Source organism: Dactylosporangium sp. NPDC000244 (assembly GCF_040300725.1).
Taxonomy (GTDB): Bacteria; Actinomycetota; Actinomycetes; order Mycobacteriales; family Micromonosporaceae; genus Dactylosporangium.
Window position 1 is genome coordinate 118,342 of record NZ_JBEPEH010000018.1, and the last position, 26,260, is coordinate 144,601.

Genomic DNA, 26,260 nt, shown 5'->3' on the forward strand with positions numbered 1-26,260 from the left:
GCGCGGGTAGGTTGGCCGCGTGGCGCAGCCGGGTGATCGACCGACTTCGCGCGAGTCCATCACGGTGTGGTCCTGGGACGTGGGCCTCGGCCGTTCGGTGCCGACGGTCGTGTACGGCCGCCGCACCGGCCCGGACACGTTCACCGCCGTCGAACCGGTGCGGGGCGAGTTCTTCCGGGCCGGCGACCTGTTCGGAGAGCCGCGGTGGCTGCCCCGGCTGCGCGGCGGGGCGATCGGCGCGGAGTTCGTGGTCGAGACGATCCTGCCGGGACAGGCGGCCGCCGCGCCGGCCGGTCGTACCGATCCGAACGACCGCACCGTCCTGGCCACGTCGCCGCAGGGGCCGCGGGTCGAAGCGCATGATCCGTGGAACGGCATCCCCGTCATCGTGACGCCCACGATGCTGCTCCTCGACGACGAGGAGGCGCACGGGGCCGACCCGCAGACCGTCATGCCGGTCGTCGAGGGTGCCCTCGGGCGGCTCCTGCGCGAGACCGGCGAGGTGGTGCACCTGCACACCGTGCTGCCGGGATTCGGCTTCGCCGATCCGCACACCGACCGCCCCGTCGTGCTCAGCGCCGCGTCGGTGGTCGTCCACCACACGGCCGGCGTGCCGATCGAGGGCCTGTACGCGTTCCACCAGGAGGTGCACGCCCGCCTGACGAGGCTGGATCTGGATCCGTACCCACGCCAGGTGCTCCGGACCGCCCTGGATTTCGGCGCCTGGGTCGCCGGGCTGTTCAACGCCGGCATGGCGCCCGACCTGACCGGCTTCGGGCCGGCGGCCATGGTGGCCGGCCACGCGGCCACCATGTATCCCATGGGCGCGGTCCTCGCCGGCCTGCTGGCGGGCCGGCCCGAGCCGCCGCAGGACGGTGTGGCCTGGTTGCCGCAGGTGTCGCTGTCGCGGCTGCTCGAGGGCCAGCCGGTCGAGCTGCGGCTCTTCTTCGAAGCGTACGCGCCGGCGATCCTCGAGAGGTTCCGGCGGACGGCCGGGGATGCGCATCCCCGGCTGCGGGGCCGGGACTGGCTGAACGAGCCGTTGCCAGGGCAGGACTCCGTCACCGTCGGGAGCTTCCTGGAGGCCGGCCTGGACCCGATCGCCGGTGAGGTCAGCCCGGCCGATGTCTTCCACATCCGGACCTCGCGGCCCACCCTCGACACGAACGGCGGCCGCCTGCACACGCAGCTGCTGCACGGGAACCTGCTCGGCCGGCGGGATTCGGCGGGGTCGCCGGGCACGGACCGGACGGCTGACCGCGACTGGCTGCAGGCCACGGTCCGTCGCCTGTATCGCCGGGTGATGACGACCCGCTCGGCGTCCGGAAACGACACGCAGAGGCTGCCCGGGCTGTATCTGGCCGGGCACGCGGCCGAGGCCGCCAGGCTGGACGTACAGGCTCGGGCCGCCGCGGCCCTCGGCACGCCGGTGGGACAGCGGCTGAGCCTGCTGCAGTCCGGCGCGGCGCGGCTGCTGCGGCAGCTGGACCGCGATGCGACCCGGCTCGACATGCGGACGCTGGATCCGGCGCTCACCGGTCGTCCCGGGCTGACGGCGGCGACCGCGGAGAGCGTCCAACTCCGGCTCGACCCGGACAGCCGGGCGGCCGTCCGGAGCGTCGATGTGGTCGGCCTCGGTCTGAGCGGTACCGCCGTGAGACGGATCCGGCGGTCCTTCCCGAGCGCCGAGGTGCATACCGACGGCGGCACCGAGCCGCCGCTGGGCCCGGCCCGCCCGAGCGACGAGTTCCCCGGGGCGAACTCCGCTCCGCTGCGGGTGTCGCTCGAGCGCGTACGCACGCGGCTGGACGACCTCGCGGGCACCGGCGGGCCGGAAGCGCTGGCCGATCGGATCGGGGTGTATCCGACGTGGGCGGAGGAACAGGTCCAGCGGTTGCGGAACGTGGCCTATCTGGCGGCCACGGTCTTCGGCCCGTCGTTCACCGAGTCCGACCTCGTGGCGGTGCGGCGGCTGCTCTCGGCGCGCCTCGGCGCGCCGGTCGTGACGTGGGACGATCTCGACGAGCTGGTCCGCGACGCCGGGGGCGGCACCCCGGCGGGGCCGCCGGAGCACCGGCTTGCGGTCGCCCTGGCCCTGGCCTTCGCCGTGCGCGAGCGCGGGCAGGACGCCTGGACGGTCGCCGGCCTGCGCGCGCTGCCCTGGCCGCCGGACGAGCGGATGTTCCCGGGCATCGGCACCGTGCCCGGCACCGTGAACCTGCATCTGGTGCTGCAGCGGCTGGTCAGGCTGGCCGACGCGCACGGCGGCGCCGCTGCGCTCGCGCTCGCGGCCGGTGTCGCGGCCGAGCCGTCGCGGGACGCCGGGGCGGTCCTGCGTGATGTGGCCCTGCTGGCGGCCGTGGCATTCGGGGAGCGGGACTTCACGCTGGAGGACCTGTCGGCGGTCGAACGCGTCCGCGGCGCGTCCGCGGCCGAGGGGCGGCCCCGCCCCGCCCAGTGGCCCGAGCTGGTCGAGGCGGTGGGGCGGCTGGCAGGCGACCCGGTGTGGGCCGGCACGGACCTGCCGGACGGGACCCTGGTACGGCTGCTGCTGCGGGCGGTGCGGGCGGCCCCCGCGGGCGAGCTGGATCTCGGCGCACTGCGGTGGGTGCCGACCGGCGCCATGTTCGCCGGCCTGGGCGGGCCCGGCGAGCCGTTCGACGTGGCCCGCGCCCTGCGGCAGCTGGCCGAACAGGCGGACGCCGGCGATGGGACGTGGACGCAGCTGCTCGACGAGGTGCCGCCGCGCCACCCGGCGTCGACGCCGGATGGCGGACCGCGCACGCCGACCGGCGATGTGGCGCGGGAGCGGCTGGTCGCCGAGGCCGTGTACCTCGCGACGATCGCCTTCGACGGGGACGTGCGGCTGCGCGACTGGCGGTCGATGGTACAGCTGCTGCGGGCGGCCGAGCTGGACGGCCGTCCGCGGCCGCGGACCTGGGCCGACCTGGAGGACCTCGTCCGGGACCTGCGTGGCGACGACCCGGCCGCCCGGCGCCCCGTCGGCCCGGCGCTCGTCCAGGTGCTCCTGCACAACCTGTTCAACTCCGGCGGCGAACAGCCCGACCGGCTCACCCTCAAGAGGCTGTGGGGCCTGCGCATGCCGCCGGCCGACAGGCTGTTCCGTACCGCGGCCGGCGCGCCGGCGCCGATCGACGCGGCCGAGGTCATGGCGCGGCTGGGCCGGCTGCGGCAGCTGGACGCTCACCCGCAGACGCGGTTCGTCCAGCTCCGCATCACGGGTGGACAGCACCTGCAGGACACTGCGGCGATCGCGGCCGTGCTGTTCGGGTCAGGGTTCACCTACGAGCAGCTCGGCACGGTCGTCTACGCCGCATCGCTGGTCGGCGGGGCGACCCCCGGGATCTGGGACCGGTGGAAGGCCGCGCTGGACCGGCTGCGGTGGGGCGCGCCGCCGGGGCCCGGGCCGGACATCGTCGAGCGGCTGCGCTGGCTGGTGGAGGCGCTCGGACGGCCCGGGGCCACGATCGACGGGCTGGATCGGGCGCTCTCCTGGTTCGACGGCCCGCAGCTGGGGGTGGGCGCGGAGCTGGCCCGGCAGCGCCTGCGGACCGTTGTCGGCCGGCTGACCGTCTGGGCGGGCGGCCAGGACGCGCTGGCCGCGGTCGCCGGCATCGACTCGACCCTGCCCGGGCTCACGGTGGACGACGTCGTGCGGCTCGCCCTGCCGCTCTTCGGCAAGGACACCGGGCTGGAGCACCTGGCGAAGGTGCGGCGGATGATCACCGCCGCGGTCCCGGCCGGCATGCCGCCATCGCTGCGGTGGAGCAGCCCGCAGGACCTGGGGCAGACCTGGGACCGGTGGACGCGGGTGCTGCGCGACCTGCGGTTCGACGACCCGGACAGGCCCGGGACGGTCTCCCTGGAGCAGCTGCGCTGGCTGGTGGAGACCCTCGGCGACCCCACGATGACGCTCGCCGGCCTGGACCAGGAGATTTCCCGGTACGACGGGCCCCCGGCGGGTGTGGTCGCGGAGCTGGCCCGGCTGCGCGTGCGGGCCGTCGCCGACCGGCTGACCGCCCGGGCGGGCGGACGGACCCGGCTGACCGCGGCCGCCGGGGTCGACCCGGCCCGGCCGGAGTCCACGGTGGACGACGTGGTGCGGCTCTCGGTGCGGCTCTTCGGCAACGAGACCGGGCCGGAGCACCTGCCGACGGTGTGGCGGATGATGACCGTCGACCTCCCGGCCGGCGGGCCGCCGCGGCGGAGGTGGGCCGAGCTGCAGGAGCTCGTGCGGACCGTCCGCGGCCGCGACGGCGACGTCGAGCGGCAGGACGTGCTGCGGCTGTACGACGTCGTCCGCACGGCCGCGGAGGGCGCCGACCTGCGCGGCGTGCCGTGGCGGCCCGGCGAGCGGATGTTTCCCGGCATCCGCACCGTGCCCCACCCCGTGAGCCTGGCCCTGGTGCTGGACCGGCTGACCGGGTTGGCCGGCGCCGAGGGGGGATTCGATGCGCTCGCCGCGGTGGCCGGCGTCGCCGTCCGGCCGCCGCAGGACGCCGAGGCGGCCCTGCGGGACGTGGCCCTGCTGACCGCGGTGGTGTTCGGGACGGACTTCTCCACTCAGGACCTGATGGCGATGGGGAAGCTGGTGCGGCAGCTGCCGGTGGGGCCGGCACGGTGGCCCGAGCTTGCCCGGCTGGTGCGGCAGCTGCGGGGCCCGGACGACGGCGCCGCGACGGTCGCGGAGGTCCGGCTGCTCGCCGTCGCGGTGCGCGACGACCCACGGGACATCCTGTCGCGGGACGAGCTGCGGGCGTTGCGGTGGCGCCCGGCCGACGGCGGTCCGCCGTCGGAGCCGGCCGAGGACGGCGAGTGGGTGACGCGGCGGCTGGTGGAGCTGGCGGCGGCGGCCGGCGGGCCGGCGGCCCTGCTCGACCGGGCCGGCGCGGCCGACGAGCGGGATCTGCGGGCGATCGCGTCGACCGCCGCCGCGGCGTTCGGCAGTTCGGCATTCACGGCGGATCACCTGCGGGCCGTTGTGCGGGTCCGGGCTGCCGTGGTCGCCGGCGGGGGTGCCCGCCCCGATCGCTGGCCGGAGATGGTCGCGGCGGCGCGGGGGCTGCTGGCCCACGATCCGTCGTGGGCCGGCCCGGGCCTGTCCGACGAGGCGCTGGTACGGCTGCTGCTGCGTGCCGTGGATACGGCCCCCGGCGGCGATCTGGACCTGGGCACGTTGCGGTGGGTGCCGGGCGGCGCGATGTTCGCCGGCGTGGCCGAGCCCGGCACCACCTTGGACGTGGCCCGGGTCGTGCGGCAGCTCGCCGCGCAGGCGGACGACACCAACCAGGCGTGGGGGACACTGCTTCGCCGGGTGATGCCACATCGCGCCGGCTTTGCGGAGTTGGAGGGGCTGGCCGCTCGGGCGGTGTATCTGGCGACGGTGGCGTTCGGTGGCGAGCTGCGGCGGCGGGACTGGGAGCCGATGGCGCGGCTGGTGCGGGCGGCTGAGCAGGGTGGTCGGCCGCGGCTGCGGACCTGGGCCGACCTGGAGGACCTCGTCCGGGACCTGCGGGGCGACGCCCGGTCCGCCCCGCGTACGGTCGATCGCTCGCACGTCGGGGCGCTCCTGGCCGCGGTGCCCCCGCTCGTTCGGTACCGGCGGACGGAGCTCACGCTCGATGCGCTGCGGGACCTGCGCTGGCCGCCGAGCGAGGTCCTGTTCCGGGTCGCCGACGGGGCTCCGGGCCCGGTCGACGCGGCCGGCGTCATGGCGCGGCTGCGGCAGCTGGACGTTCACCCGGAGCCGCTGCGCGTCCGGCTCGGGCTCACCGTCGAACGAGAGGTGCGTGACGTGGCCGCGGTCGCGGCCGTGGTGTTCGGGTCCGGGTTCACGGACGCGAACCTCGTCGCGGTGGCCCGCACCGCGTCGGCGACCGGCGGTCTGGGCCCGGGGATCTGGGACGAGTGGGAGCGGGTGCTGGGTGAACTGCTGCAGGACGGTCTGCGCCCGCCCGGGCCGGTGTCCGTACGACAGCTGCGCCGGCTGGTGGAGGCGCTCGGGCGGCCCGGGGTCACGGTCGGCGGTCTGCGGCGGGAGCTGTCCCGGGACGACGGCTCGGCGGTGGGTCCGGTCGCGGCGCTGGCGCGGCTGCGCGTGGGGGCCGTCGTCGACCGGCTGACCGTCCGGGCCGGCGGTTCGGCCCTGCTGGCCGGGGCGGCCGGGGTCCACCCGGCCGGGCCCGGGCTCGGGGTGGACGATGTCGTGCGGCTTGCCCTGCGGCTTGTCGGCCCGGATGTCCGGCCGGAGCACCTGGCGACGGTGCGGCGGATGATGACCGTCGGTCTCCCGGCCGGCGCGTCGCCACGGCTGCGGTGGGCCGATCTGGAGGATCTGGTGCGCACCGTCCGCGGCAGCGGCGGCGATGTCGGGGACCGTGAGGTGCGGCGGCTCTACGAGGCGGTCCGGGCGGCCAAGGAACGCCAGCTGTTCCGGCGGCCGCTGCGGGTCAGGGACGTACGCCGGATGTGGGTCTCCCCAGGCGGGGAGGGTCCCGCGCGGGTCGGGCCGCTGCCGCTGGCGCCCGCCGACGGTGGGACCGGGCTGCGGCGGTGGCTGGCGGTCGACGCCGTCGCCGATCCGGACTCCTCCCGGCGGGTGTTCGACGCGTTCGCGGGGGAGTTGCTGGGCGAGGACGTGCGGCGGGTCGTGGACCGGCTGGCGGCGGGGCGGCCCGGGGACGGGCGGCTGGCGGTGGCGCGGGCCCTGCTCGCGCTGGGCCGGCAGGGGCGGGTGGAGCTCGGGTACCGGTATCTGGGCGACGGCCAGGTGGGCGGGCTGCTGGGCGCGGGCAGGGCCGAGCTGCTGGCCGTCCTGCCGGGGCTCGTCCGCGGGGCCGGCCGGGGTGACGAGCGTGCGGTCCTGCTGGAGGTCGTCGCGGGCGTCGCCGGCGGTACGACTCCCGGAATGCTCGGCGTCATCAGCGCTCGGCGGGTCATGAGCGCCGCGGAGCGGGTCGGGTTCGTGCGCGGCCTCGCCGAGCTGGGCCGGACGCTGCCGGCGCATCGCAGCGGTCTGCGGCGGGTGGCGGCGACGCTCGTCGACTGCGACTGATCTGGTTCAGGTCGTCGGGCCCAGCGAGGTGCACGGGAGGGCGGCGGCCAGGCGGTCCAGGGATGCGCGGGCGTGGGGGATGCGGCGGCTCAGGTTTGAGACCGCCAGGATCCAGGTGACCCTCGCCGCCGGGTCGAGCTGGGTGCGCACGGCGGTGAGGTCGTCGGCGCCGGAGGCGTTGCGGAGGGCCCTGGCCGCGGCCCGCAGGACCGCGGCGTCGAGACGGTCGGCGGGCGTGGTGGCGGCGGCCGTGGTCAGGTCGGCCAGGTGGGCGATCGCGTCCGGCGTCAGGCCGGGCAGGGCCTTGGCCAGGGCCCGGCGCCGCCGGGCGGGGTCCGGGGCGGTCAGGTAGTCGCGGCCGAGGGGCGCGGCGCCCGCGGCGGCCAGGTCGGCCAGCGCCGCGGCGACCGGGTCCGGTGCCGTGTCGCGGGTGGTCTTCCAGGTGTGGGGGCCGGTGCCGGCCGCTCGGAACGGCGCCTGGTCCGGGACGGTCGCCGCCGGTGCCGCCGGGTCGACCTGGGCCAGCGCGGCGAACAGGCTGCCGGGGTACACGTGGGTGCCCTGGTCGTTGAACAGCATGGCCGTCGGGCTGCCGCCCGGGGTCTGCACGGTGCCGGTGCCGTCGCGCAGCTGGTGCAGGTCCTGGTCCGAGGTCAGCAGCCGGGCCGCGCCGAGGCTGGTGCGCAGGCGGGCCGGGAACCGCCCGGCCGGGGCCGGTTCGGCCTCGACCGGCTCGGCCGGCGGCGACTCGGCCGGCGGCGTGCGGACCGGGTCGCACGAGACCAGCACGATGTTCGGCACGCCGCCGGCCCGGGCCTTGGCGGACTTCCACTCGCCGGAGTCGACCACGAGGTGGATGAACTGGTCCCAAGCCGTCCCGTCGGCGGCGATCAGGGCGTCGACCTGGTCGCTGTGCAGCGCCAGGACGAACCATCCCTCGACGGACGGGAGGGCGGCGAACGCGCCCGCGTCCACGGTGGACGGTTGCGGGGCGAGCCAGGGGAAGTACAGGCCGTTGCGCAGCCCGACCGGGCCGGTGCCGAACACGCCGTGCTCGCCGGTCAGCGGCTGCGGCGCGCGGACCACCGGACCCGGCGGCTCATCGACGGTGGCGAGACGCTGCTCGGGGGTGGCCCGCTCGGCCAGCCGCCGGATCCGCCCGCGACGGCCGGACGTCCGCGCGGCGACGGCGGACGCGACGTCGAGGAGGCGGTCGGTGAGCCGCTGCGGATCGCGGGCCACCGCCTCGTCGACGGTCACGGCGTGCGGGGCCGGCCCGGTGCGCCCGAGCACCGCATGGAGGAGGTCGTCGGCGGCGAGGGTGATGCGGGCGGCGACGCCGGTGGGCACCGCGGCCTCGGTGACGTGCAGCTCGGCCGTCCGCCCGCCGGTCAGCGTGATGCGGACCGTCCCGGCCGGGGTCAGCCAGGCCCCCTCGACGCCGCGGGCGCCGGCCAGCCGCCAGACGGCGTCGAGCAGCCGTTCCCGGCGGGCCGGGTCCGGCCGGCGGCGGCCGGCCGCGGCCAGCTCCGCCTCCATCGTGCCGGCGGTGCTCGCCAGCCGGCGCAGCTGCTCGGCGAGGTCGAACTGGGCCGGCTTGAGGGCGCGGACCGCCGTGAGATGCGCCCGCGTCAGCCGCCAGCGCCCGTCCGCGGCGGCGGCCTCACCGGGGCGCCGGGGCCGGACGAGCAGGCCGAGGGCGTCCATCCGGGCCAGCGCCGTCACCTGCGTCGCCACGAGGTCGTGCGCGTCGTCCTGCCCGGACCGGATGCGGGACAGCCGGCGCAGGTCGGCCGCCAGCCGGTCGGCCGCGAGCCGGTCGGCGTGGGTCAGCCGGGTCCCGGGCACCGCGGGGCCCGGGACCAGCAGCGCCCGGCCGCTGGTGAACCCGTCCGCCGTGCGGCTGGCGAACTTGCGGACCCGGCGCCGCCAGAAGCTGTGCGCCCCGTCGAGCCGGAAGGTGAACGTGGTGCTCCGGCCGGCCTGGTCGGCGATGTTGGCCGCGGCGCTGGAGGTCGCGATCCGGTCGGCCAGCTCGAGCGGCGTGAGCGCCAGCTTGGCCGTGTACTCACGGAAGGCGCGGTCCTTGACGAGCCGGCCCTGACCGTTGGCGACCTTCCGGAAGAGGATCTCGCCCGCGCCCAGCGCGCCCTGGACGAGCGTGCCCGTGCCGCCGACCGTCGCCGCGGTGACCGGCTCGGCGAACCCGAACGAGAGGGACATCGCCAACAGGCGTCCGGCCAGCTGGGGCAGATGCTTGTGCCGGACCAGCATCCGCGCGCTGTGGTCCGACGGGCGGCCCCGCGCGAGATCGTCCTTGTGCTGGCGATAGAGCGCCTTGAAGATGCCGTGGTTCTCCAGCAGCGCCGGCTCGGGCGACTCGGTCGGCGGCACACCCCGCAGGATCGGGTCGATCAGGGCGATCGTCTTCGTGAGGAGGTTGAGCGTGTCGAGTGCCTGGATGGCCCAGCTGTCGTCCAGGGTGGCGCTGAGGTACTGCAGCTCGGCGACGCCTCGGCCGAGTCCGGCGCTGAGGAACGTGCTCAGGGCGATGGCACCGGCCGCACCGAAGTCGTGCCCGCCGGCGACCGCGACGACGATGGGCCCCACGCTCGCGCTGAGTGTGGACGGCACACCCTTGCGGGCGATCCACTGCACGGCCGGGACCTGGCCGAGCCGCCGCCGCTCGCCGTCGGCGCGCAGGGCGGCGTCGTTGCGCCGCTGGGCGGGCGGGCGTTTGCCGAGCGGCAGGACGTTGGCGCGCCGCCAGCGCAGCTGCGCCAGCCGCCGGGACACGTCCGCCTGAAGGCTCTCCCGGAACTCGGTCAGCTCGGCGTGGGCCCGGCTCAGCGAGGCGATGACCTCCGGCGCGACCCCGGCGCTGCCCGTGAGCCGCTTGGTGAGCTCGAGGGCCAGGTAGTAGGCGCTGGTCACGGCCTGGAGCCGGTCGCTCTCCGGCAGCTTGCGCTGGAGCTGCCGGAGCCGGTCGGCCGCCTTGAAGCTGGGCCCGTCGGCGATCTTCTCCGAAGCGCCCCAGCCCGCCCCGGCGGCCATGTTGAGGGCGAACGTGACCCCGGCGACCTCGGGAGATCCGCCGGCGGCGGACGCGACGGCCGCGGCGATCGCGCCGCCCACCGCCGGGGGCGGCACGAACTTGAGCTCGTAGGTGAACAGCGACGGCTCCAGCGACGTGCGCTGCTCGTCCACGTCGATCGCCAGGTTCATGGACTCGTGGGGTACCGTCGCCGGCAGCTTGGCCGGGTCGGCCAGGCGGTCCGGCCGGAAGCCCGGGCCGGCGGCGTCATGCTTGCGCTTGAAGTGGTCGAACAACTTGTCGACGATGCCCTGCAGCGGGTTGCTGACGGCTCCGGCGGCGCCCTGGGAGAGGAAGATGTACCCGGGGCGGTGGGCCTGCACGCCGACGACGGTCTGGGCCGCCATGCCGCCGATGCCGCTGAGGACCCGGCCCCCGGTGAACGCCCACCACGGCGGACCGGGCGCGCCCGACGGCGGCTTCGGCGGGGGTGTGGCGGCCTCGTCCCGCACCATGTCACGGTCGGTCGCATACGCCTGACGCCGGCGATGGCGCAGCATCGTGCGGACCGCCTCCGCCGGCTCGGACCGGTACTGGTTGAGCTGCACCATCCGGCCGGTGGCCACCGGGTCGGCGCCGGTCTCCCCGGCCACGATCGGGGCCAGACCGGCCTGCAGCGCCTCGACGCTCGCGTCGGTGCGGACCACGATCCGGTCGCCGTCGTGCCGCACCATCGGGATGCCGGGGCGGCGGTCGACCAGCACGACGGGCACGGTGACGATGGTGTCGTCGGCGGTGAGCAGCCGCAGCTGCCTGCCGCCGCCGGCGCTGACGTGGGTCTGCCCGCCCCTGAGGCTCGGCAGCCACCGCTCCAGCGCCGACAGGGCCAGATCGATCCGGTCCAGGACCTTGGCCTCCGCGACCTCGTGGCTCGTGTCCCACGCCCGCTCGAGCAGGCGGCGGCCGAAGGCGTTGAGCACGCCGCGCTTCACGAGCGGCGCGAGCTGCCCGAGCTCCGCGAGGTGCTCGTGCGCCCCGAGCTGGGTGAGCGGTCCGAGCTGCGCGAGCAGCCGGCGGCGGGCCGGGGCCTGTGCCTGCCCGCCGAGCAGGCCCATCGCGGCCAGCCGGCCGATCAGCTCGGTCTCGTCGGCCGCTGTCCAGGTCGCCTCGTGCTCGGCGGCGTGCCGGGCCAGCACCAGCGCCGCGGCCCAGCGGCCGCGGTCGGCCGGGCTCAGGGTCGAGGTCGCCGGGGCCGGGGTGTCGCGGAGCGCGTCCGGGTCCTCCCGCCGCCACAGGATCGAGCCGAGCCGGGACCAGCGGGTCGCGGCGAACCAGCCCACGACCGCCCCGGCCAGCTCGGCCGCGACGACGTGCGCCGGGGTTCCCGGCGGCACGAGCAGCCGGGCCCGCTGCGGACCGGAGCCGGTGAGGGCGGCCAGGCTGTCCGGGGCGATGAGCTCGACGCGCTCGCCGTCCTCGACGCGCACGGACAGCTGCCGTGACCCCTGCTCGAAGACGAGCTCGCCGTCCGTCGTGCCGGTCAGCGTCACACCGAGCCACGGGGTCTTGAACAGATCCGGGGCCAGCGCGTGCACGTCGGCCGGGACCGTCTCCGGCGGCGTGACTATCGACGTGAGCGGAACGATCCGTTCGATCGTGTCGCTCGCCTCGATCAGGTCGACCAGGCCGCGCGGACCGCTCCGGCCGCTCGGGCCGGCGGTGCCGAACAGTCCGACCGGGTCCGGTTTGCGCGTGGCGGCTCGCAGGTCGATCGTCTCAGGGCCCACCCGTAGCCCGGTGCCGGTCTGCTCGATCCGTTGACCTTGCGGATCCATGTCGGCCCGCATCATGGTGGCGGCCTCGTCGTCGAGCCGGGCCAGCCGGCCGTCGTGGCTCAGCCACCAGCCGGAGCCCGGGTGCAGGTGGCCGCCCGCGACCGGATGCCAACCGCTGGCGCTGAGGACGAGGCCGTCGACCCGGATCCGTCCGTCGGGGAACACGTCGTAGCCGTTCCCCACACGCCAGTCGGCCCGCACCTCGTCGTACATGCTCCGCAGCGCCGCCTCGGCGTCCCCGGTCGCCGGGACTCGCACCTGGCGGGCATCGCGGTCGAGGTCCGCCGCGTCCGAGGCGACGATGGTCCAGCGGTCGGCGCGCAGCGCGTTCACCAGTTCGTCCACAGTGGACGTCAGGTGGTTGTCCAGGGCTGTCGACCACCGTGCGGCCGTCACCGCGCCGTCGTCACCGACCCGTGCCCGGACCAGGACGGTGCGGCCCCCGACCATCGCCCGGTACAGGGCGTACCCGTCGAGTTCGAGATCGTCGCGCACGCGGCGGCCGGTGGTGACGAGATGGCGGACGAAATCGCCCGCCCGCCCGGCCGGCGCCCGGCCGGGCCGGCGGGCCGTTCTGTGCCGGTGCCAGTGCACCTCGTCGGCCAGACTGAGGAACGCGGCTTCGTCGGCCGCGGACAGGTCGAGTCGTCCGGTGCCGTGTCCCGGATCCGATGCCGCCATGGGGCAATCGTCGGGCGGCAAGGTGGTGCCGAGACGTCGTGACTGCCGACGGGCGGGTGGCCGGCCGGTGAAGAATCGCCCGGGGTACGGCATCGACGTCCCTGCCCGGGGACGTCCGCGACGCCCCCGTGAACCTCGGCGAGGACGCCGCCGTTTCCCTGCATGCCCTCGATGCTGAAGGAGTTCTGCGGTGCGAGTCCTTGATTTCGGTACCACGTCCAAGCGCGCCCGCATCGCGGCGGTCGCTGCGCTCGCGGTGGCGCTCATCGCCGCCGGCGGCTGGGGGATCGCGGAGGCGACCACCCGCCCGAAGGCCATGCCGCCGGTCAAGCCGTCGGGCCGGCCGACGGTGCCGTCCACGACAGCGCCGGCCGCGACGCCGGCCACCGCGACCGGCTCGGCGCCGGCCACGACCGCACCGCTGCCCACCAGGACCTTCGCGGACGCGCCGCCCCGCGCGGGATTCCATGAGTTCCCGGCCAACTGCACGGTGACCCACCGGCTCAACGACGACCCGATCGTCTTCCCCGGCCTGCCCGGGGCGAGCCACAACCACACGTTCGCCGGCAACCCGGTGACCACCGCCGGCACCGTGCCGCAGGACCTGCTCGGCGGCCGGACGTCGTGCCAGGATCCGAAGGACGCCTCCTCGTACTGGTTCCCGACGCTCCTGCAGCACGGCGTCCCCGTCCCCCCGCAGACGGTCACCGTGTACTACAAGTCCGGCGTCAAGGACTACCGGACCGTGCAGCCGTTCCCGGCCGGGTTCCGTCTCGTCGTCGGCAACGCCAAGGCGACGTCCGCCGACCAGTTCACCGGCACCTGGACGTGCGGCGGCGACGAGTACACCGACATCCCGCCGTCGTGCCCGGACGGGTCCTCGCTCATCGTGCGGCTGAAGGCGCCGAGCTGCTGGGACAACGTGCACCTGGACAGCACCGACCACCGCTCCCACATGGCGTATCCGGTCGACGGCGTCTGCCCCGCCACCCACCCGGTGGCGTTGCCGATGCTGCAGCTCAAGGTCCCGTACAAGCTGCCCGGCGGCGACACGGCCGGCCTGGCGTACGCGTCCGGTCCCGGCTACACCTTCCACTTCGACTTCATGAACGGCTGGGACCAGGCCCGCCTGGCCGGCGTCATCGCGCACTGCGTCAACGGCGGCCGCCAGTGCAACGGCGACGGCATCGACAAACATCGTCCCTGAAACGGGACGCTCGACCGGCGTGGGGGCGATGAACCGCTGCGGTGCGGCCGTCCGTTGCAGCGGTGGACCAACCAATTCGGCATCTGGAGGTGCAATGTCCACAATGGTGAGTGGGGGCCGTCGTCTGAGAGCGGTACTGGCAACAGCGCTCGCCGGGGCGGCTGCGGCGCTGGCCGTCCAGAGTCCCGCGGCGGCATACGTCGAGGACAACGTCCTGAGGAACAAGGCGACGGTTCGCTGCGACGCGATCGTCACCAACCCGTGCTCGGCGGCGACGATCAGCCAGCTGTGGTTCGCCGAGGGGCCGCACTGGCGCGACGTCGTCCTCCACCAGCCACCGGAGGCCGGCTCGCACCCCCGGGACATCTGCCTCGACAGCAACGCCTCGGGCAACGTCTACCCGCTCGGCTGCAACCGCGGCGACTACCAGCACTGGAAGCTCGGACTGTGAACCCAGGAGGAGCCATGTCCACAGCAGCGCGCCGGGCGCGGCGTCGCCGGCTGATCGGTGTGGGAGTCGCCGCGCTGGCCGCGGCCGCGGCCGTGCTCGCCGACCCGGCTCCCGCGCACGCCTACGTCGGCACCAACATCCTGCGCAGCTACCAGACCGGATGGTGTCTGAACAGCGATGCCCCGGGCACCGTCAACTCACGGCCGTGCAGCACGCCGATCGGCAGCAACAAGCGCCAGATGTGGGAGCCGATCTACCTGCGGCACGACACCAGTGACTGGGTCATGCTGCGCAACGTCGCCACGAACCAGTGCCTGCAGGCGGACGCGCCCTGGTTCGAGATCCTGACGGTCGGCTGCGTGGCGGGCGTCGGGCCGGCGTGGAAGGCCGAGGGGACCTGGCAGAACGTCATCTTCCGGCAGTGGCCGGACAACGCCGGGCGGGTTCCCATCTCCCTGGCCACCGACGCGACCCACGACGTTTTCCCGAAACGGTACGACGGCAGCAACTTCGACCGCTGGCGTTACGGCGGCTGAGCGTTCGGTTCGAGCCATGCCCGGCCGGCGCGGCGGGATGCCGCGCCGGCCGGGCGACGATCAGGTCGTCTTGTACGCGACCCACAGGGCGGTGGAGCCGCCGACCGTCCTGCTGTGGGTGTAGATCTTGAGTCCGGGGTTCATGGCCGCGCTGGCGGGGTGGCTGCTGAGCCTGATCGCCTGGATCGAGCCCGGCCCGATGACGTACACGTCAAGGTTCTTCACCCCGCTCTGGATGTAGTCCGCGATGCAGGCTCCCGGCCTCACGAGCACGGTGTCGAGGAACACCACAACCGGCGGCGGAGTGCCCCGGAACTTCAGCTGTGCGTAGGTGTCCTCCCGGGCGCAGAGCATGAACCGCCCCCTGCCCATCGGGTCGGCCGCGGCCGACCCGGAGGTGGTGAGGAGCGAGGCCGCGATCACCGCGGCCGTGACGGCGACCGCGGTCGCCGTCTTCCTCATGGTTTTTCCGGTGGTACCCATACGCAGGCCCCTCTGCTCGTCGGGCGGTCCAGATCGTGAAGCACCCGGAGAACGAGCCCGCCACGGTGGAGGTTCACGGCCCGGGGCCGCGGCGGGGACAGCGCGGTCCGGCACGCTGGCGCTGACTGCTTGCGGAGATCCGACGCGGGACCTCCGCTGGTCGCCGGCGGCGGCATGCCGCGGGTTCGCCCTCGCTCAAGTCGCCACCGCGGTGTGTAGTCGGACGCCCGCGGGGAAGTTCGCCGAGCACATGGTCCGGGAGCAGGACGCAGAGGAGGTACCCGAGCGATGAGCGACCACGACGTGATCGTCCTGGGCGGGGGATCGCCGGGTGAGCACTGCGCCGGCGAGCTGGCCGACGGCGGCCTGCGCGTGGCCTTGGTCGAGCGGGATCTGGTCGGGGGCGAGTGCTCGTACTGGGCGTGCATCCCGTCCAAGACGCTGCTGCGGCCCGGCGAGGCGGTGCACGGCGCTCGCGAGGCGGCGGCCACGGCGCGCGTCGACGTGCGGGAGGCGCTGGCCTACCGCGACTTCATGGTCTCGGGCTACTCCGACGCCGGGCAGCAGCAGTATCTGGCGGGCAAGGGCATCGACCTGATCCGCGGCACCGGCCGGCTCGCCGGGCCGGGTGTGGTCGAGGTCGACGGCGTGCCCCACACCGCCCGGCACGTCGTGGTGGCCACCGGCTCGGACCCGGTCATACCGCCCGTCCCGGGCCTGCACGAGCTGGACGGTATCTGGACCAGCCGCGAGGTGACCGGCATGCAGGCCGTCCCGCGCCGCCTGCTCATCCTCGGCGGCGGGCCGGTCGGCACCGAGATGGCTCAGGCCGTCCGGCGCCTGGGCGGCGAGGTGGCCCTGGTCGAGGGCGCCGGGCATGTGCTGGCCCGCGAGCCCGAGCCGCTGGGTCAGGCGGTCGGCGAGGTCCTGCGGGCCGACGGCGCAGAGCTGTACCTCGGCATGCGCGCGACCGCCGCGCGGCGCGACGGCGCGGACTACGTCCTGACCCTCGATGACGGTCGCGAGCTGCGCGGCGACCACCTGCTCCTGGCCACGGGCCGGCGTCCGCGGATGCCCGCCGGCCTGGACTCGGTCGGCGTCACCGCCGGCCCGCACGGCATCGGCGTCGACGCGCACCTGCGCGCCGGCGATCGGTTGTGGGCCATCGGGGACGTCACCGGCATCCGGCTGCTCACCCATGTCGGCAAGTACCAGGGCGAGGTCGTCGCCGCGAACATCCTGGGCGAGCCCCGCGAGGCCCACTACGAGGCCATACCGGACGTCGTCTACACCGACCCGCAAGCGGCCGTGGCCGGCGCCACCGAGGCCGCCTTCAGCGCCACCGTCCCGGTGTCCGAGGTGGCCAAGACGGCCACCTACACCCACGCCTACGCCACCTCCAACGGCTTCCTGACCCTGCTGTCCGACGGCGACCGGCTGACCGGCGCCTACGCGCTCGGACCCGAGGCCGGAGAGTGGCTGCAGCAGGCCACCCTGGCCATCCGCGCCCGGGTGCCGCTGCCGGTGCTGCGGGACGTCATCCAGCCCTTCCCCACCTTCTCAGAGATCTATGTCGCCGCGCTGAAGGAGCTCAGCGGCCAGATCGCGGCCGCCCGCCGGCCGGGCGAATGACGGTCGAGTCCCGACAAGTGGAGGTGCCAGATGGCCGAGCTCACACCGCCCGCCGGGGGCATGGTGCTGGCCCATTTCATCGTCTCGGATGATGTCGAGCGCTCGCGGCGCTTCTACACCGAGGTACTGGGCGGCAGGGTGGTCTTCTCCGGAGAGCCGACCTATGTCGCGCTGGCCAACAGCTGGATCGTCATCAACGGTGGGGGAGGCCCGACCGACGACAAGCCCGCGGTCACCCTGGAGACGCCACGCGAACCCGACCGGGTCAGCGGCTTCCTCAATATTCGGGTCGCGGACATTCAGGCCGTGTACGCCGAATGGAGCGCCCGGGGTGCTCAGTTCCTGACGCCGCCGAAGCAGCACCAGTACGAGATGCGCTGCTACATTCGCGATCCCGACGGTCATCTGATCGAGGTGGGCCAGACCACCGATCCGGAGGGGGACTGGTCGCCGTGGTTGCCGGCTCCCTCGGTGCCGTGACGACCGCGATGGTCGCTGCTGGGCGGGCGGGCTCAGGGCTTGGTGGCCCGTCTGCTATCGAAGGCGTTGTACGACAGTCTTGGCCCTGGCCAGGTCTCGTTGGTAAGCGGGATGTGTCACGGCCGGCCGCTGGTAGACGGCGACAGCCTCCTCGGCGGCGGTCAACGCGTCCGTCCGCCGCCCCGTCGTTCCCGCCAAGCCGATCGCGAAGCTGCTCAGCGCCATCGCGAGCATGCTGTCGTGTCCGCCTGCCGACAACGGCGTCGGCTGCGACGGGCGGCCGACCCAGGGCGGCTACGCCCAGTCGGTGGTCGTCACCGAGTGGTTCGTCTGCCCCTCGCCCGCACCTTCGACCTGATCATCAACACCGTCAGCGCCCCGGTCGACCTGGACGCCTACCTCTCGCTGCTGGCCGTCGACGGGGTCCTGGTCAGCGTCGGCGGCCCGCCCGAGCCGATGCGGGTGCACTCCGGCTCGCTGAGCCCGCAGCGACGCATCCTCACCGGCTCGATCATCGGCGGGCTCCCGCAGGCCCAGGAGATGCTCGACTTCTGCGCCGAGCACGGCATCGGCGCCGAGATCGAGGTCATCGGCATCGACCAGGTCAACGACGCCTAACGCCGCAGGGCGCGCCGGGCCAGAGCGTTGCCGAGGAACTGGCCCGCCTGCACGATCACGATGATGGTGGCGACGGTGATGTAGACGACCGGCCAGTTGTAGCGCTGCGAGCCGTACGTGACCGCGAAGTCGCCCAGGCCGCCGCCGCCGAACAGGCCCGCCTGCGCGGACATGTCGACCACGCCCACGAAGATGAAGGTGTACCCCAGGATGACCGGCCCGAGCGCCTCCGGTACCACGACGGTGAGCAGGATGCTGATCGGGCGGGCGCCGGCGGCCCGGGCGGCCTCGATGACCCCGGGCTCGACGGCGAGGAGGTTCTGCTCGATGATGCGGCTCACCGCGAACGCCGCCGCGAGCGACAGCGCGAACGTGACCGCGTTGGTGCCGATCGTCGTGCCGATCGTCACCAGCATGAGCGGCTGGATGGCGGTGAGGAAGATGACGAACGGGATCGGGCGCACCACGTTGACGAGGATGTTGATGATGACGAAAGTCAGCCGGTTCGACAACAGGCTGCCCGGTCGCGTGGCGTACAGCGCCAGACCCAGGATCAACCCGAGCAGGCCGCCGGCCACGACCGAGATGACGACGATGTAGAACGTCTGCCAGATCGCCTCGCGGAACACCGGCAGGTTGGTGACGAACTCGTCCACGTCAGTCCTCCTCGACGACATCGACGCCGTCGGCGCGCAGCGCGGCCAGGGCGGCGTCGATGCCCTCGGCCGGGCCGGTCAGCTCGAACGTGAGGCTGCCGACCGCCCGCTGCTGCAGCTCGCTGATCCCGCCGTACACGATGCCGGCCGCCACCCGGTGCTTCAGGAACGTCTTGGCCAGGGCGGTCTGGAAGCCGGTGCGGTCCCGCACGGCCACGCTCACCAGGCGCCCCGGGTGCGTGCGGCGCAGCCGCGCCAGGGTCTCGGGCGACGGCCGGTCGCGCAGGGCGCCCCGCACGAAGTCGGCGGCGGCGGTACTGCGCGGCTGGGCGAACACGTCGTACACCGTGCCCGCCTCGGCGATCCGGCCGCCGTCCATGACCGCGACCCGGTCCGCGACGGCCCGGATCACGTCCAGCTCGTGGGTGATGAGCACGATCGTCACGCCCAGCTCATGGTTGACCCGGCCCAGCAGCGCGAGCACCTCAGCCGTGGTGCGCGGGTCGAGCGCGCTGGTGGACTCGTCGGCCAGCAGCAGCGAGGGCTCGGTGGCCAGGGCCCGGGCGATGCCGACGCGCTGCTTCTGCCCGCCCGAGAGCTGCTCCGGGTGGTCGTGCGCACGGTCCAGCAGGCCCACGAAGTCGAGCAGCCGCGCCACCCGCCGGTCCCGTTCGGCCCGCTGCACGCCGGCGACCTTGAGCGGGTACGCCACGTTCCCCGCCACCGTCCGGGAGCGGAACAGGTTGAACTGCTGGAAGATCATGCCGATGTCGCGGCGGACCCCGCGTCTGTCCCCTTCGGACAGTGCGGAGATCTCGTGGTCGCCGACGAACACCCGGCCGCTCGTCGGCGACTCCAGGCCGTTGATGAGCCGGATCAGCGTGCTCTTGCCCGCCCCGGACTCGCCGATGACGCCGAACACCTCGCCCTGGTCGACCTCGAGGCTGACGTCGTCGAGGGCGACCACCCGGGAACCGTTGCGGCCCCGGGTGAACGCCTTCGTGACATGCTCGATGCGTACGTGCGGCACGTTACTTCTTGCCCGCGGCGACGGCCTGGTCCTGCACCGTCTTCAACAGCGACTGCAGCTCGCCCGGGGCGACCTTGCGGAACACCGCGGTGCCGCCGTTGGACTCCTGCACGCCCTGCTCGACGCTCGCCTCGTGGTAGAGCTCGGCGAGCTTGAGATACGTCGGGTCGTCCTTGTCGGCGGCGCGGGCCACGAAGATGTTGACGTAGGGTGCGGCGCTCGCGCTGGCCGGGTCGTCCTGGAACACAGCCGCCGTCTTCGGCAGCCCGGCACTGGTGGCGTAGTTGTTGTTGACGATCGCCGCGGCGACCGAACCGCTCTTGAGCGCCCCGGCGGTCTGCGAGGCGTCGAGCGTCACGACGTCGACCTTCTTGGTGTCGATGTCGGCCGTGCTGGAGAAGGCGGTACCGCCGTTCTTCAGCGTCACCAGCCCGGCCGCCTGCAGCACCAGCAGCCCCCGGGCCTGGTTGATGGCGTCGTTGGGGATGGCCACCTTGGCATTGGCCGGGATCGCCGAGGGCGACGTGTAGTTCAGGGAGTACAACGGCAGCGGGTAGACGGCCGTCGCGCCGATCGGCTGCAGGTCGTCGTGGGCGGTGACGTTGTAGTTGGCGAGGTACTGGATGTGCTGGAACTCGTTGAGCTCGAGCTGCTTCTCCTTCAGCGCCGGGTTCGGCTGGCTGTAGTCGTTGAAGTTCACGAACTGCACGGTCACGTTCAACCGCTGCTTGGCCAGGTCCGCGTAGGTCTTCCAGTACGGCTGGGACGCGTCGGTGACGCCGATGCGCACGGTCTTCGCGCCGTCGTCGTCCGATCCGCCGCGGGTGACGGCGAACACGACGATGGCGGCCACGACGACGACGGCGGCGATGCCCGCGATCCAGGGCCAGCGGCTGCGCTGCCGCGCCGGCAACTGAGGTTCTGACATGCCGCCAGATTAGACCACTATTCCGATAGGAAAAATGTGTCATACATCTATCCGGAGGTCTAGGGTGGGGGCATGACCGCGAGTGCCGTGGACGAGGTTGCCGCGCTGACCAGCGACCTGATCCGGATCAACACGACGAACACCGGCGACCCGGAGACGCTCGCCGGTGAGCGGGTCGCCGCCGAGTACGTCGCGGAGAAGCTGGCCGAGGTGGGCTTCGAGCCGCAGTACGTCGAATCGGGGCCCGGCCGCGGCAACGTTGTCGTCCGGCTGGCCGGGGCCGACCCGGGCCGCGGCGCACTGCTCGTGCATGGCCATCTCGACGTCGTGCCGGCCGACCCGGCCGAGTGGTCCGTACACCCGTTCTCCGGCGAGATCCGCGACGGCTACGTGTGGGGCCGCGGCGCGATCGACATGAAGCACATGGTCGCGATGAGCCTCGCGGTGGCCCGGCAGTTCAAGCGCGACGGCACGGTACCGCCGCGGGATCTGGTCTTCGCGTTCCTCGCCGACGAGGAGGCCGGCGGCTTCAACGGTGCCCGCTGGCTGGTTCAGCACCGCCCGGAGCTGTTCGCGGGCGTCACCGAGGCGGTCAGCGAGGTCGGCGGATTCTCGTTGACCCTCGGCGACGACGTGCGCGCCTACCTCGTCGAGACGGCGCAGAAGGGCATCATGTGGCTGCGGCTCAAGGCCGGCGGCACCGCCGGGCACGGGTCCATGGTGCACACCGACAATGCCGTGGCCAAGCTCGCGGCCGCGGTGGCCCGGCTCGACGCCCATCGGTTCCCGATCGTGCTGACCGGGGCCACCCGCGAGTTTCTGGAGGGCGTCGCCGAGCTGACCGGGGTGCCGTTCGATCCCGACGACCCGGAGGCGGCCGTGGCCCGGCTCGGCTCCGTCGCCCGGCTCATCGGCGCCACCCTGCGCGACACCGCCAACGTCACCATGTTCAACGCCGGGTACAAGACGAATGTCGTGCCGTCGCTGGCCGAGGCCACCGTCGACGGGCGGATGCTGCCCGGCCGCGAGGACGTCTTCGCCAAGACCCTGGCCGAGGTGCTCGGGCCGGATGTCGAGCTCGACTGGGACCAGCTCCCGCCGGTGGAGACGACGTTCGACGGACACCTGGTGGACGCGATGGCGGCGGCCATTTCGGCCGAGGACCCGGGCGCCCGGCTGCTGCCGTACATGCTGTCCGCCGGTACCGATGCCAAGTCCTTCCAGCTGCTGGGCATCCGCAACTTCGGCTTCGCACCGCTGCGCCTGCCGCCGGGTCTGGACTTCGCCTCGCTGTTCCACGGCGTCGACGAGCGCGTGCCGGTCGACGGCCTCGAGTTCGGCGTCCGGGTACTGACGCGGTTCCTGCTCGCCAGCTGAGTCAGCCGGCCTCGGTCAGGCCTGCTCGATCGGCCGGTCGGCATCGGCTGTCCACCCCGACCACGAGGCGACGTAGACCGGGACGGTGCGGCCGAGCGTGGCGTAGGCGAACGCGACGGTGGTGGCCGAGACACCCGCGCCGCAGTACACGGCCGCCGGAATGGGGAGTGCGGACCGCAGGGTCTGCGCGCTCTTGAGTCTGCCGTTGTCGAACACGGCACTTGGTACGAGTCGCGCGCCGGGAATGTGACCGCCGGCGTAGGCGGCCTTGTCGCGGGCGTCGAGAAGGTTCCCGCGGGCGCCGAACTTGGCTGCGCGGTCGGCGTCGATCGTGGGCAGGTGACCGGGCGATGCGGTGAAGTCGCCCGGCACCGCGGGAGCCGTCGTGGCGATGTCCTCGGTGTCGCCGCCCTCGGCCAGCCAGGCGTCGAGCCCGCCGTCGAGCAGGCGGACGTCGGGCAGCCCGGCCCAGCGCAGGACGAACCAGGCCCTTGTGGCCGCGGAGACGAGTTCGGATCGAGCGGCGTAGACGATCACCGGCGTTCCGCCGTCGATGCCCCAGCTTCGTATCCGATGCGTCAGGATGGGGGCGTCGGGCAACGGCAGCCTCCCGCGCACGCCGTCCGCGGGTCCCGCGAAGTCGTCCTCGAGTTCGGTCACATGGGCACCGGCGATTTTCACCTGTGGCGCCGGAAGCGTCGCGGACGCCCGGCCGATGTGCAGCACGACGGGTCGCGGCACCGGATGGTCGATCAGCTCTCGGGCACTGATCAGGTGTTGCGTGCGGGGATCGGACACGGGACTCCTCGGGATTGGTCTACAGCACGGACTCGAGCAGGACGCGGGTGTACTCCTCGGCCGGTGACCGGAAGACGTCGGCGACACGGCCGGACTCGACGGCGGTACCGCTGCGCAGAATCGTGACCGTGTGGGCGAGGCCGGCCACCAGGCGCAGATCGTGGGAGATGAACAGGTAGGTCAGCGAACGTTCGCGCTGCAGCGTCTGCAGCAGCTGCAGCACCTGATCCTGGATTCGCACGTCGAGCGCGGAGGTCGGCTCGTCGAGCACGATGAGTTTCGGGTTGAGGGCAAGCGCACGCGCGATCGCGACCCGCTGCCGCTGGCCGCCGGACAGTTCACGTGCCCGGCGCTGCAACACGTTGGCAGGCAGGCCCACGGCGTCGGCCAGCTCACCGATGCGTGCCTGTCGCTGCCGACGGTCCCCGGCGCGGTAGCCGACCAATGGCTCGCCGATGATGCGTGCCACCGTGTACCGCGGATCGAGCGAGCCGTACGGATTCTGGTGCACGATCTGCAGGTCGCGCCGGACCTTGCGCAGGGCAACGCGATCCGTGGGGTCGACCGGCTGTCCGGCGAGCCGCACCGCACCGGAGTCGGCGTGCAGCAGGCCCAGCACGATCCGGGCGAGGGTCGTCTTGCCCGACCCCGACTCACCGACGAGCGCGTGTGTGGTGCCCGACGGGACGTCGAAGGAGACGGCGTCGACCGCCGTCAACCGGCCGAACGTCTTGCTCACGCTGTCGACGGTGAGGGCCGGCCCCGGGGCCTCCCGGGCGGTGTCGTCGGCGCGTTCGGCGAGCGTGACGGCGACCGGCTTGGGGGCGCTCGCGAACAACGCTTCGGCATACGGCGCCGAGGCCACCCGGCCCCGGTCGAGCGTGACGACCTGATCGCTGTGCGCCGCGGCGAGGGCCAGATCGTGCGTGATGAGCAGAACCGCGAGGCCGAGCTCGGTACGCAGTTGATCGAGCGTGTCGAGGATGCCCTTCTGGATGGTCGCGTCGAGCGCGGAGGTCGGCTCGTCGGCGATGAGCAGCCGCGGCCGTCCCGCGATCGCCGCGGCGATGAGCGCGCGCTGCAGCAACCCGCCGGACAACTGATGCGGATAGGAGTCCAGCACGCGGGCGGTGTCGGAGACCCCGGCCCGCCGCAGCAGAGCCTCCGCTGCTGCGGCCGGACCGTGCTCGGGTCCGGTAAGGCGGAGGATCTCGTACAGCTGGCTGCGCACTGTACGCAACGGGTTGAACGACATGGTCGGGTCCTGTGGCACGTAGCCGAGCTCGTGCGAGCGGAGCTGCCGCAGCTGCCGTCGCGACGCCCGGCCGAGGTCGGTGCCGTCGAACAGGATCGTGCCGCCTGTGGTCCGCGCGTTGGCCGGCAGGATCCGCAGCACGGCGCCGGCGAGCGTGGTCTTGCCGGAGCCGGATTCCCCGATCAGCGCGACGGTCTCGCCGCCCCGGACGTCGAAGGAGACGTCGTGCACCACAGGGTTCCACTGCCGGGCAGCCCGGTAGGCGATCGACAGGTTTCGTACTCGCAGCAGCGGCGGATCGGCGGGTGCTTCAGAGCGACTCATCGAATGCCCTCGCGTCGAGGTAGGTGGACAGGCGGTTCACGGCGAGCACGACGATGACGACCACGGCGGCGGGGGCATAGACGAGCCACGGCGCTGCGTAGAAGAAGTTCGCGCCCTCGGCGACGAGCTGCCCCCACTCCGGGTCGGGCGGCTGGGCGCCGAAGCCGAGGAACGACAACGTCGACAGCGCCAGGATCGCCGCGCCGAACTCCAGAACCGCCAATGAGATGAGCGTCGTGGCGATGTTGGGCAGCAGATGTACGACCACGACTCCGACGCGGCTGGTGCCGGCGACTTCCGCGGCCTCGATGTACGGCGCCGAACGCACGCGCAGCGCTTCGATCCGGGCCACCCGGGCGAAGCTGGCGATCATCGAAAGTCCCACCGCGACGGCGGCGTTGGCGCTGGAGAACCCGAAGGCGGCGACGAACACCATCGCCAGGAGCAGTGACGGGATCGCGAGCAGCACGTCGATGAGCCGCATCAGCGGTGTCTCCAGCCACCGTGGCCCGAGTGCCGCGGCGAGGCCCGTGACCGTGCCGAGGCTCACGGCCACGGCGACGGCGAGGATCGCGCTGAGCACCGAGGTCCGGGCACCGTGGACGATCCGCGAGTACATGTCGCGGCCGAGGTAGTCGGTGCCCAGCCAATGTGCCCCGCTCATCGACGCGAGCTTGTCGGACGGGACGCCGTTGATCGGGTCCTGACCGGCGAGCAGCGAGGGCGCGACGGCCGAGACGAGCACGACCACAATGACGAGCACGGACAGCACGACGGTGGGCGGGATTCGGCGTCCCCGCAGGCGCGGGGCGGTGCCTGAGCGTCCGGCTTCGATACCGGGATCCGGTTCGGTACCGAGGTCGGCGAGCAGGGTGTCGTGGGCACTACTTGGCATGGCTGAACCTCGGCTGGACACGTGGGTCGAAGCGCGGATAGACGACGTCGACGAGGAGGTTGGCAAGCATGAACACCGCGGCGTTGACCACGACGATGCCGAGCAGCACCGGCTGATCGTGTTGCTGCACGGCCTTCTGGGTGAGCGCCCCGAGTCCGTAGCGGGTGAACACGGTCTCGGTGACGACGGCGCCGCTCATGAGGTAGCCGATGGTGATGCCCAGGACGGTCAGGCTCGGCAGCGCGGCGCCCGGCAACAGATGCCGGGTGAGTATCCGCAACTCGGGGATGCCCCGGGCGCGGGCGACGGTGATGTGCGGCAGGCGGTCCGCGTTGATCAGGCTGCGGACGAATACCTGGATCAGCGGTGGCGAGATGGTGATGCCGAGGACGCAGGCCGGCAGGAAGGTGGCGGCGAATCCGCCGTCGCCGTTGAGTGACACCCAGCCGAGCTGGAATGAGAACGCCTGGATGAACACGACGGCGACCAGGTACACCGGCAGCGAGTAGACGAGCGACGGCACCGACATGAACGCCACGCGCAGCGCCGGGACGCGGCCGTACAGCGCGCCGAGTCCGACGAGGGCGGTGAGGATGAGCACGACCAACAGCGCGATGCCGCCCAGCTCCAGCGTCGGTGCGAAGGCGTCGGCGAGCTTGCCGGTCACGGGCTGCCCGTCGGCGAGCGAGTGTCCCAGATCGCCGTGCAGAGCCCGCAGCAAGCCTTCCGCGTACCGCAGCGCCGCGGGCTTGTCGACGCCGTAGTACTGCTTGAGCAGATCCACCGTCTGCGGCGTGTAGCCCGCGTCCGGGTCGCTGAGGCGGTTGCTGATCGGATCGCCGGGCAGCACGACGAGCACGACGAACACGAGCGTGTAGACCAGGAACAGAACCAGCGCGAGTACGCCGGCCCGCCGCAGTAGCTGTTTCACTGTGCGCTCTCTTCGCTCAGTCCGGGCGGGACGC

The 26,260-nt window shown here is 73.4% G+C and carries 17 protein-coding genes; 8 read left to right on the forward strand and 9 right to left on the reverse strand.

Annotated features, from left to right (window positions below):
- Positions 1 to 19: 19 nt before the first annotated feature.
- Positions 20 to 7,075: a hypothetical protein gene (locus ABT369_RS25785; protein ID WP_350615603.1), complete on the forward strand. Its 7,056-nt coding sequence runs from the start codon at positions 20 to 22 to the stop codon at positions 7,073 to 7,075.
- 6 nt (positions 7,076 to 7,081) lie between these two features.
- Here ABT369_RS25785 and ABT369_RS25790 read toward each other — a convergent pair whose 3' ends face one another.
- Entirely contained in the window at positions 7,082 to 12,625 is a 5,544-nt protein-coding gene (locus ABT369_RS25790; RefSeq protein WP_350615604.1) for a hypothetical protein, read from the reverse strand.
- Between the two features lie 190 nt (positions 12,626 to 12,815).
- Between ABT369_RS25790 and ABT369_RS25795 the strand changes: the two genes are divergently transcribed.
- The 3 genes from ABT369_RS25795 (at position 12,816) to ABT369_RS25805 (ending at position 14,819) form a co-directional block, all read left to right on the forward strand.
- On the forward strand, positions 12,816 to 13,832 hold the full coding sequence (locus ABT369_RS25795) for a DUF1996 domain-containing protein (protein ID WP_350615605.1): 1,017 nt from the start codon (positions 12,816 to 12,818) through the stop codon (positions 13,830 to 13,832).
- A 94-nt stretch (positions 13,833 to 13,926) separates the two neighbouring features.
- Positions 13,927 to 14,283 carry a ricin-type beta-trefoil lectin domain protein gene (locus tag ABT369_RS25800; RefSeq protein ID WP_350615607.1) on the forward strand — a complete coding sequence of 119 codons (357 nt, stop codon included), beginning with the start codon at positions 13,927 to 13,929 and terminating at the stop codon, positions 14,281 to 14,283.
- A 14-nt stretch (positions 14,284 to 14,297) separates the two neighbouring features.
- Positions 14,298 to 14,819, forward strand: coding sequence for an RICIN domain-containing protein (locus ABT369_RS25805; RefSeq protein WP_350615609.1), 522 nt, complete (start codon positions 14,298 to 14,300; stop codon positions 14,817 to 14,819).
- Between the two features lie 60 nt (positions 14,820 to 14,879).
- Here the strand turns inward: ABT369_RS25805 and ABT369_RS25810 are convergent, their stop codons facing one another.
- Positions 14,880 to 15,281, reverse strand: a complete 402-nt coding sequence (locus tag ABT369_RS25810) for a hypothetical protein (protein ID WP_350615611.1) — start codon at positions 15,279 to 15,281, stop codon at positions 14,880 to 14,882.
- Between the two features lie 309 nt (positions 15,282 to 15,590).
- Between ABT369_RS25810 and ABT369_RS25815 the strand changes: the two genes are divergently transcribed.
- The 3 genes from ABT369_RS25815 (at position 15,591) to ABT369_RS25825 (ending at position 18,032) form a co-directional block, all read left to right on the forward strand.
- A complete protein-coding gene (locus tag ABT369_RS25815) occupies positions 15,591 to 16,934 on the forward strand; it encodes a dihydrolipoyl dehydrogenase family protein (RefSeq protein WP_350615613.1) in 1,344 nt (447 codons plus the stop codon).
- A 30-nt stretch (positions 16,935 to 16,964) separates the two neighbouring features.
- Entirely contained in the window at positions 16,965 to 17,414 is a 450-nt protein-coding gene (locus ABT369_RS25820) for a VOC family protein (RefSeq protein WP_350615614.1), read from the forward strand.
- A gap of 321 nt (positions 17,415 to 17,735) precedes the next feature.
- A complete protein-coding gene (locus ABT369_RS25825) occupies positions 17,736 to 18,032 on the forward strand; it encodes a zinc-binding dehydrogenase (protein ID WP_350615616.1) in 297 nt (98 codons plus the stop codon).
- Here the strand turns inward: ABT369_RS25825 and ABT369_RS25830 are convergent.
- Genes ABT369_RS25830 through ABT369_RS25840 form a run of 3 tightly spaced genes read right to left on the reverse strand, consistent with a single transcriptional unit; the run spans position 18,029 to position 20,646 of the window.
- Complete coding sequence (locus ABT369_RS25830; RefSeq protein WP_350615618.1) at positions 18,029 to 18,688, reverse strand: methionine ABC transporter permease; 660 nt, start codon at positions 18,686 to 18,688, stop codon at positions 18,029 to 18,031. The two genes, ABT369_RS25825 and ABT369_RS25830, sit on opposite strands and share 4 nt — an antisense overlap.
- Before the next feature lies 1 nt (position 18,689).
- Positions 18,690 to 19,718: a methionine ABC transporter ATP-binding protein gene (locus tag ABT369_RS25835; RefSeq protein ID WP_350615620.1), complete on the reverse strand. Its 1,029-nt coding sequence runs from the start codon at positions 19,716 to 19,718 to the stop codon at positions 18,690 to 18,692.
- A 1-nt stretch (position 19,719) separates the two neighbouring features.
- Positions 19,720 to 20,646, reverse strand: a complete 927-nt coding sequence (locus tag ABT369_RS25840) for a MetQ/NlpA family ABC transporter substrate-binding protein (protein WP_350615622.1) — start codon at positions 20,644 to 20,646, stop codon at positions 19,720 to 19,722.
- Positions 20,647 to 20,718: 72 nt separating this feature from the next.
- On the opposite strand from ABT369_RS25840, the gene ABT369_RS25845 reads away from it, so the two are divergent.
- On the forward strand, positions 20,719 to 22,023 hold the full coding sequence (locus tag ABT369_RS25845) for a M20/M25/M40 family metallo-hydrolase (RefSeq protein ID WP_350615624.1): 1,305 nt from the start codon (positions 20,719 to 20,721) through the stop codon (positions 22,021 to 22,023).
- A 15-nt stretch (positions 22,024 to 22,038) separates the two neighbouring features.
- Here the strand turns inward: ABT369_RS25845 and ABT369_RS25850 are convergent, their stop codons facing one another.
- From ABT369_RS25850 to ABT369_RS25865, 4 genes are all read right to left on the reverse strand, one after another.
- Complete coding sequence (locus ABT369_RS25850; RefSeq protein ID WP_350615626.1) at positions 22,039 to 22,683, reverse strand: sulfurtransferase; 645 nt, start codon at positions 22,681 to 22,683, stop codon at positions 22,039 to 22,041.
- Between the two features lie 157 nt (positions 22,684 to 22,840).
- Positions 22,841 to 24,400 (reverse strand): nickel ABC transporter ATP-binding protein NikE, encoded by a 1,560-nt coding sequence (nikE, locus tag ABT369_RS25855; protein WP_350615628.1) that lies wholly within the window; start codon positions 24,398 to 24,400, stop codon positions 22,841 to 22,843.
- Positions 24,387 to 25,295: an ABC transporter permease gene (locus tag ABT369_RS25860; RefSeq protein ID WP_350615630.1), complete on the reverse strand. Its 909-nt coding sequence runs from the start codon at positions 25,293 to 25,295 to the stop codon at positions 24,387 to 24,389. Before ABT369_RS25860 ends, nikE begins: the two co-directional genes overlap by 14 nt.
- Positions 25,285 to 26,226, reverse strand: coding sequence for an ABC transporter permease (locus ABT369_RS25865; protein ID WP_350615631.1), 942 nt, complete (start codon positions 26,224 to 26,226; stop codon positions 25,285 to 25,287). Before ABT369_RS25865 ends, ABT369_RS25860 begins: the two co-directional genes overlap by 11 nt.
- Positions 26,227 to 26,260: the final 34 nt, after the last annotated feature.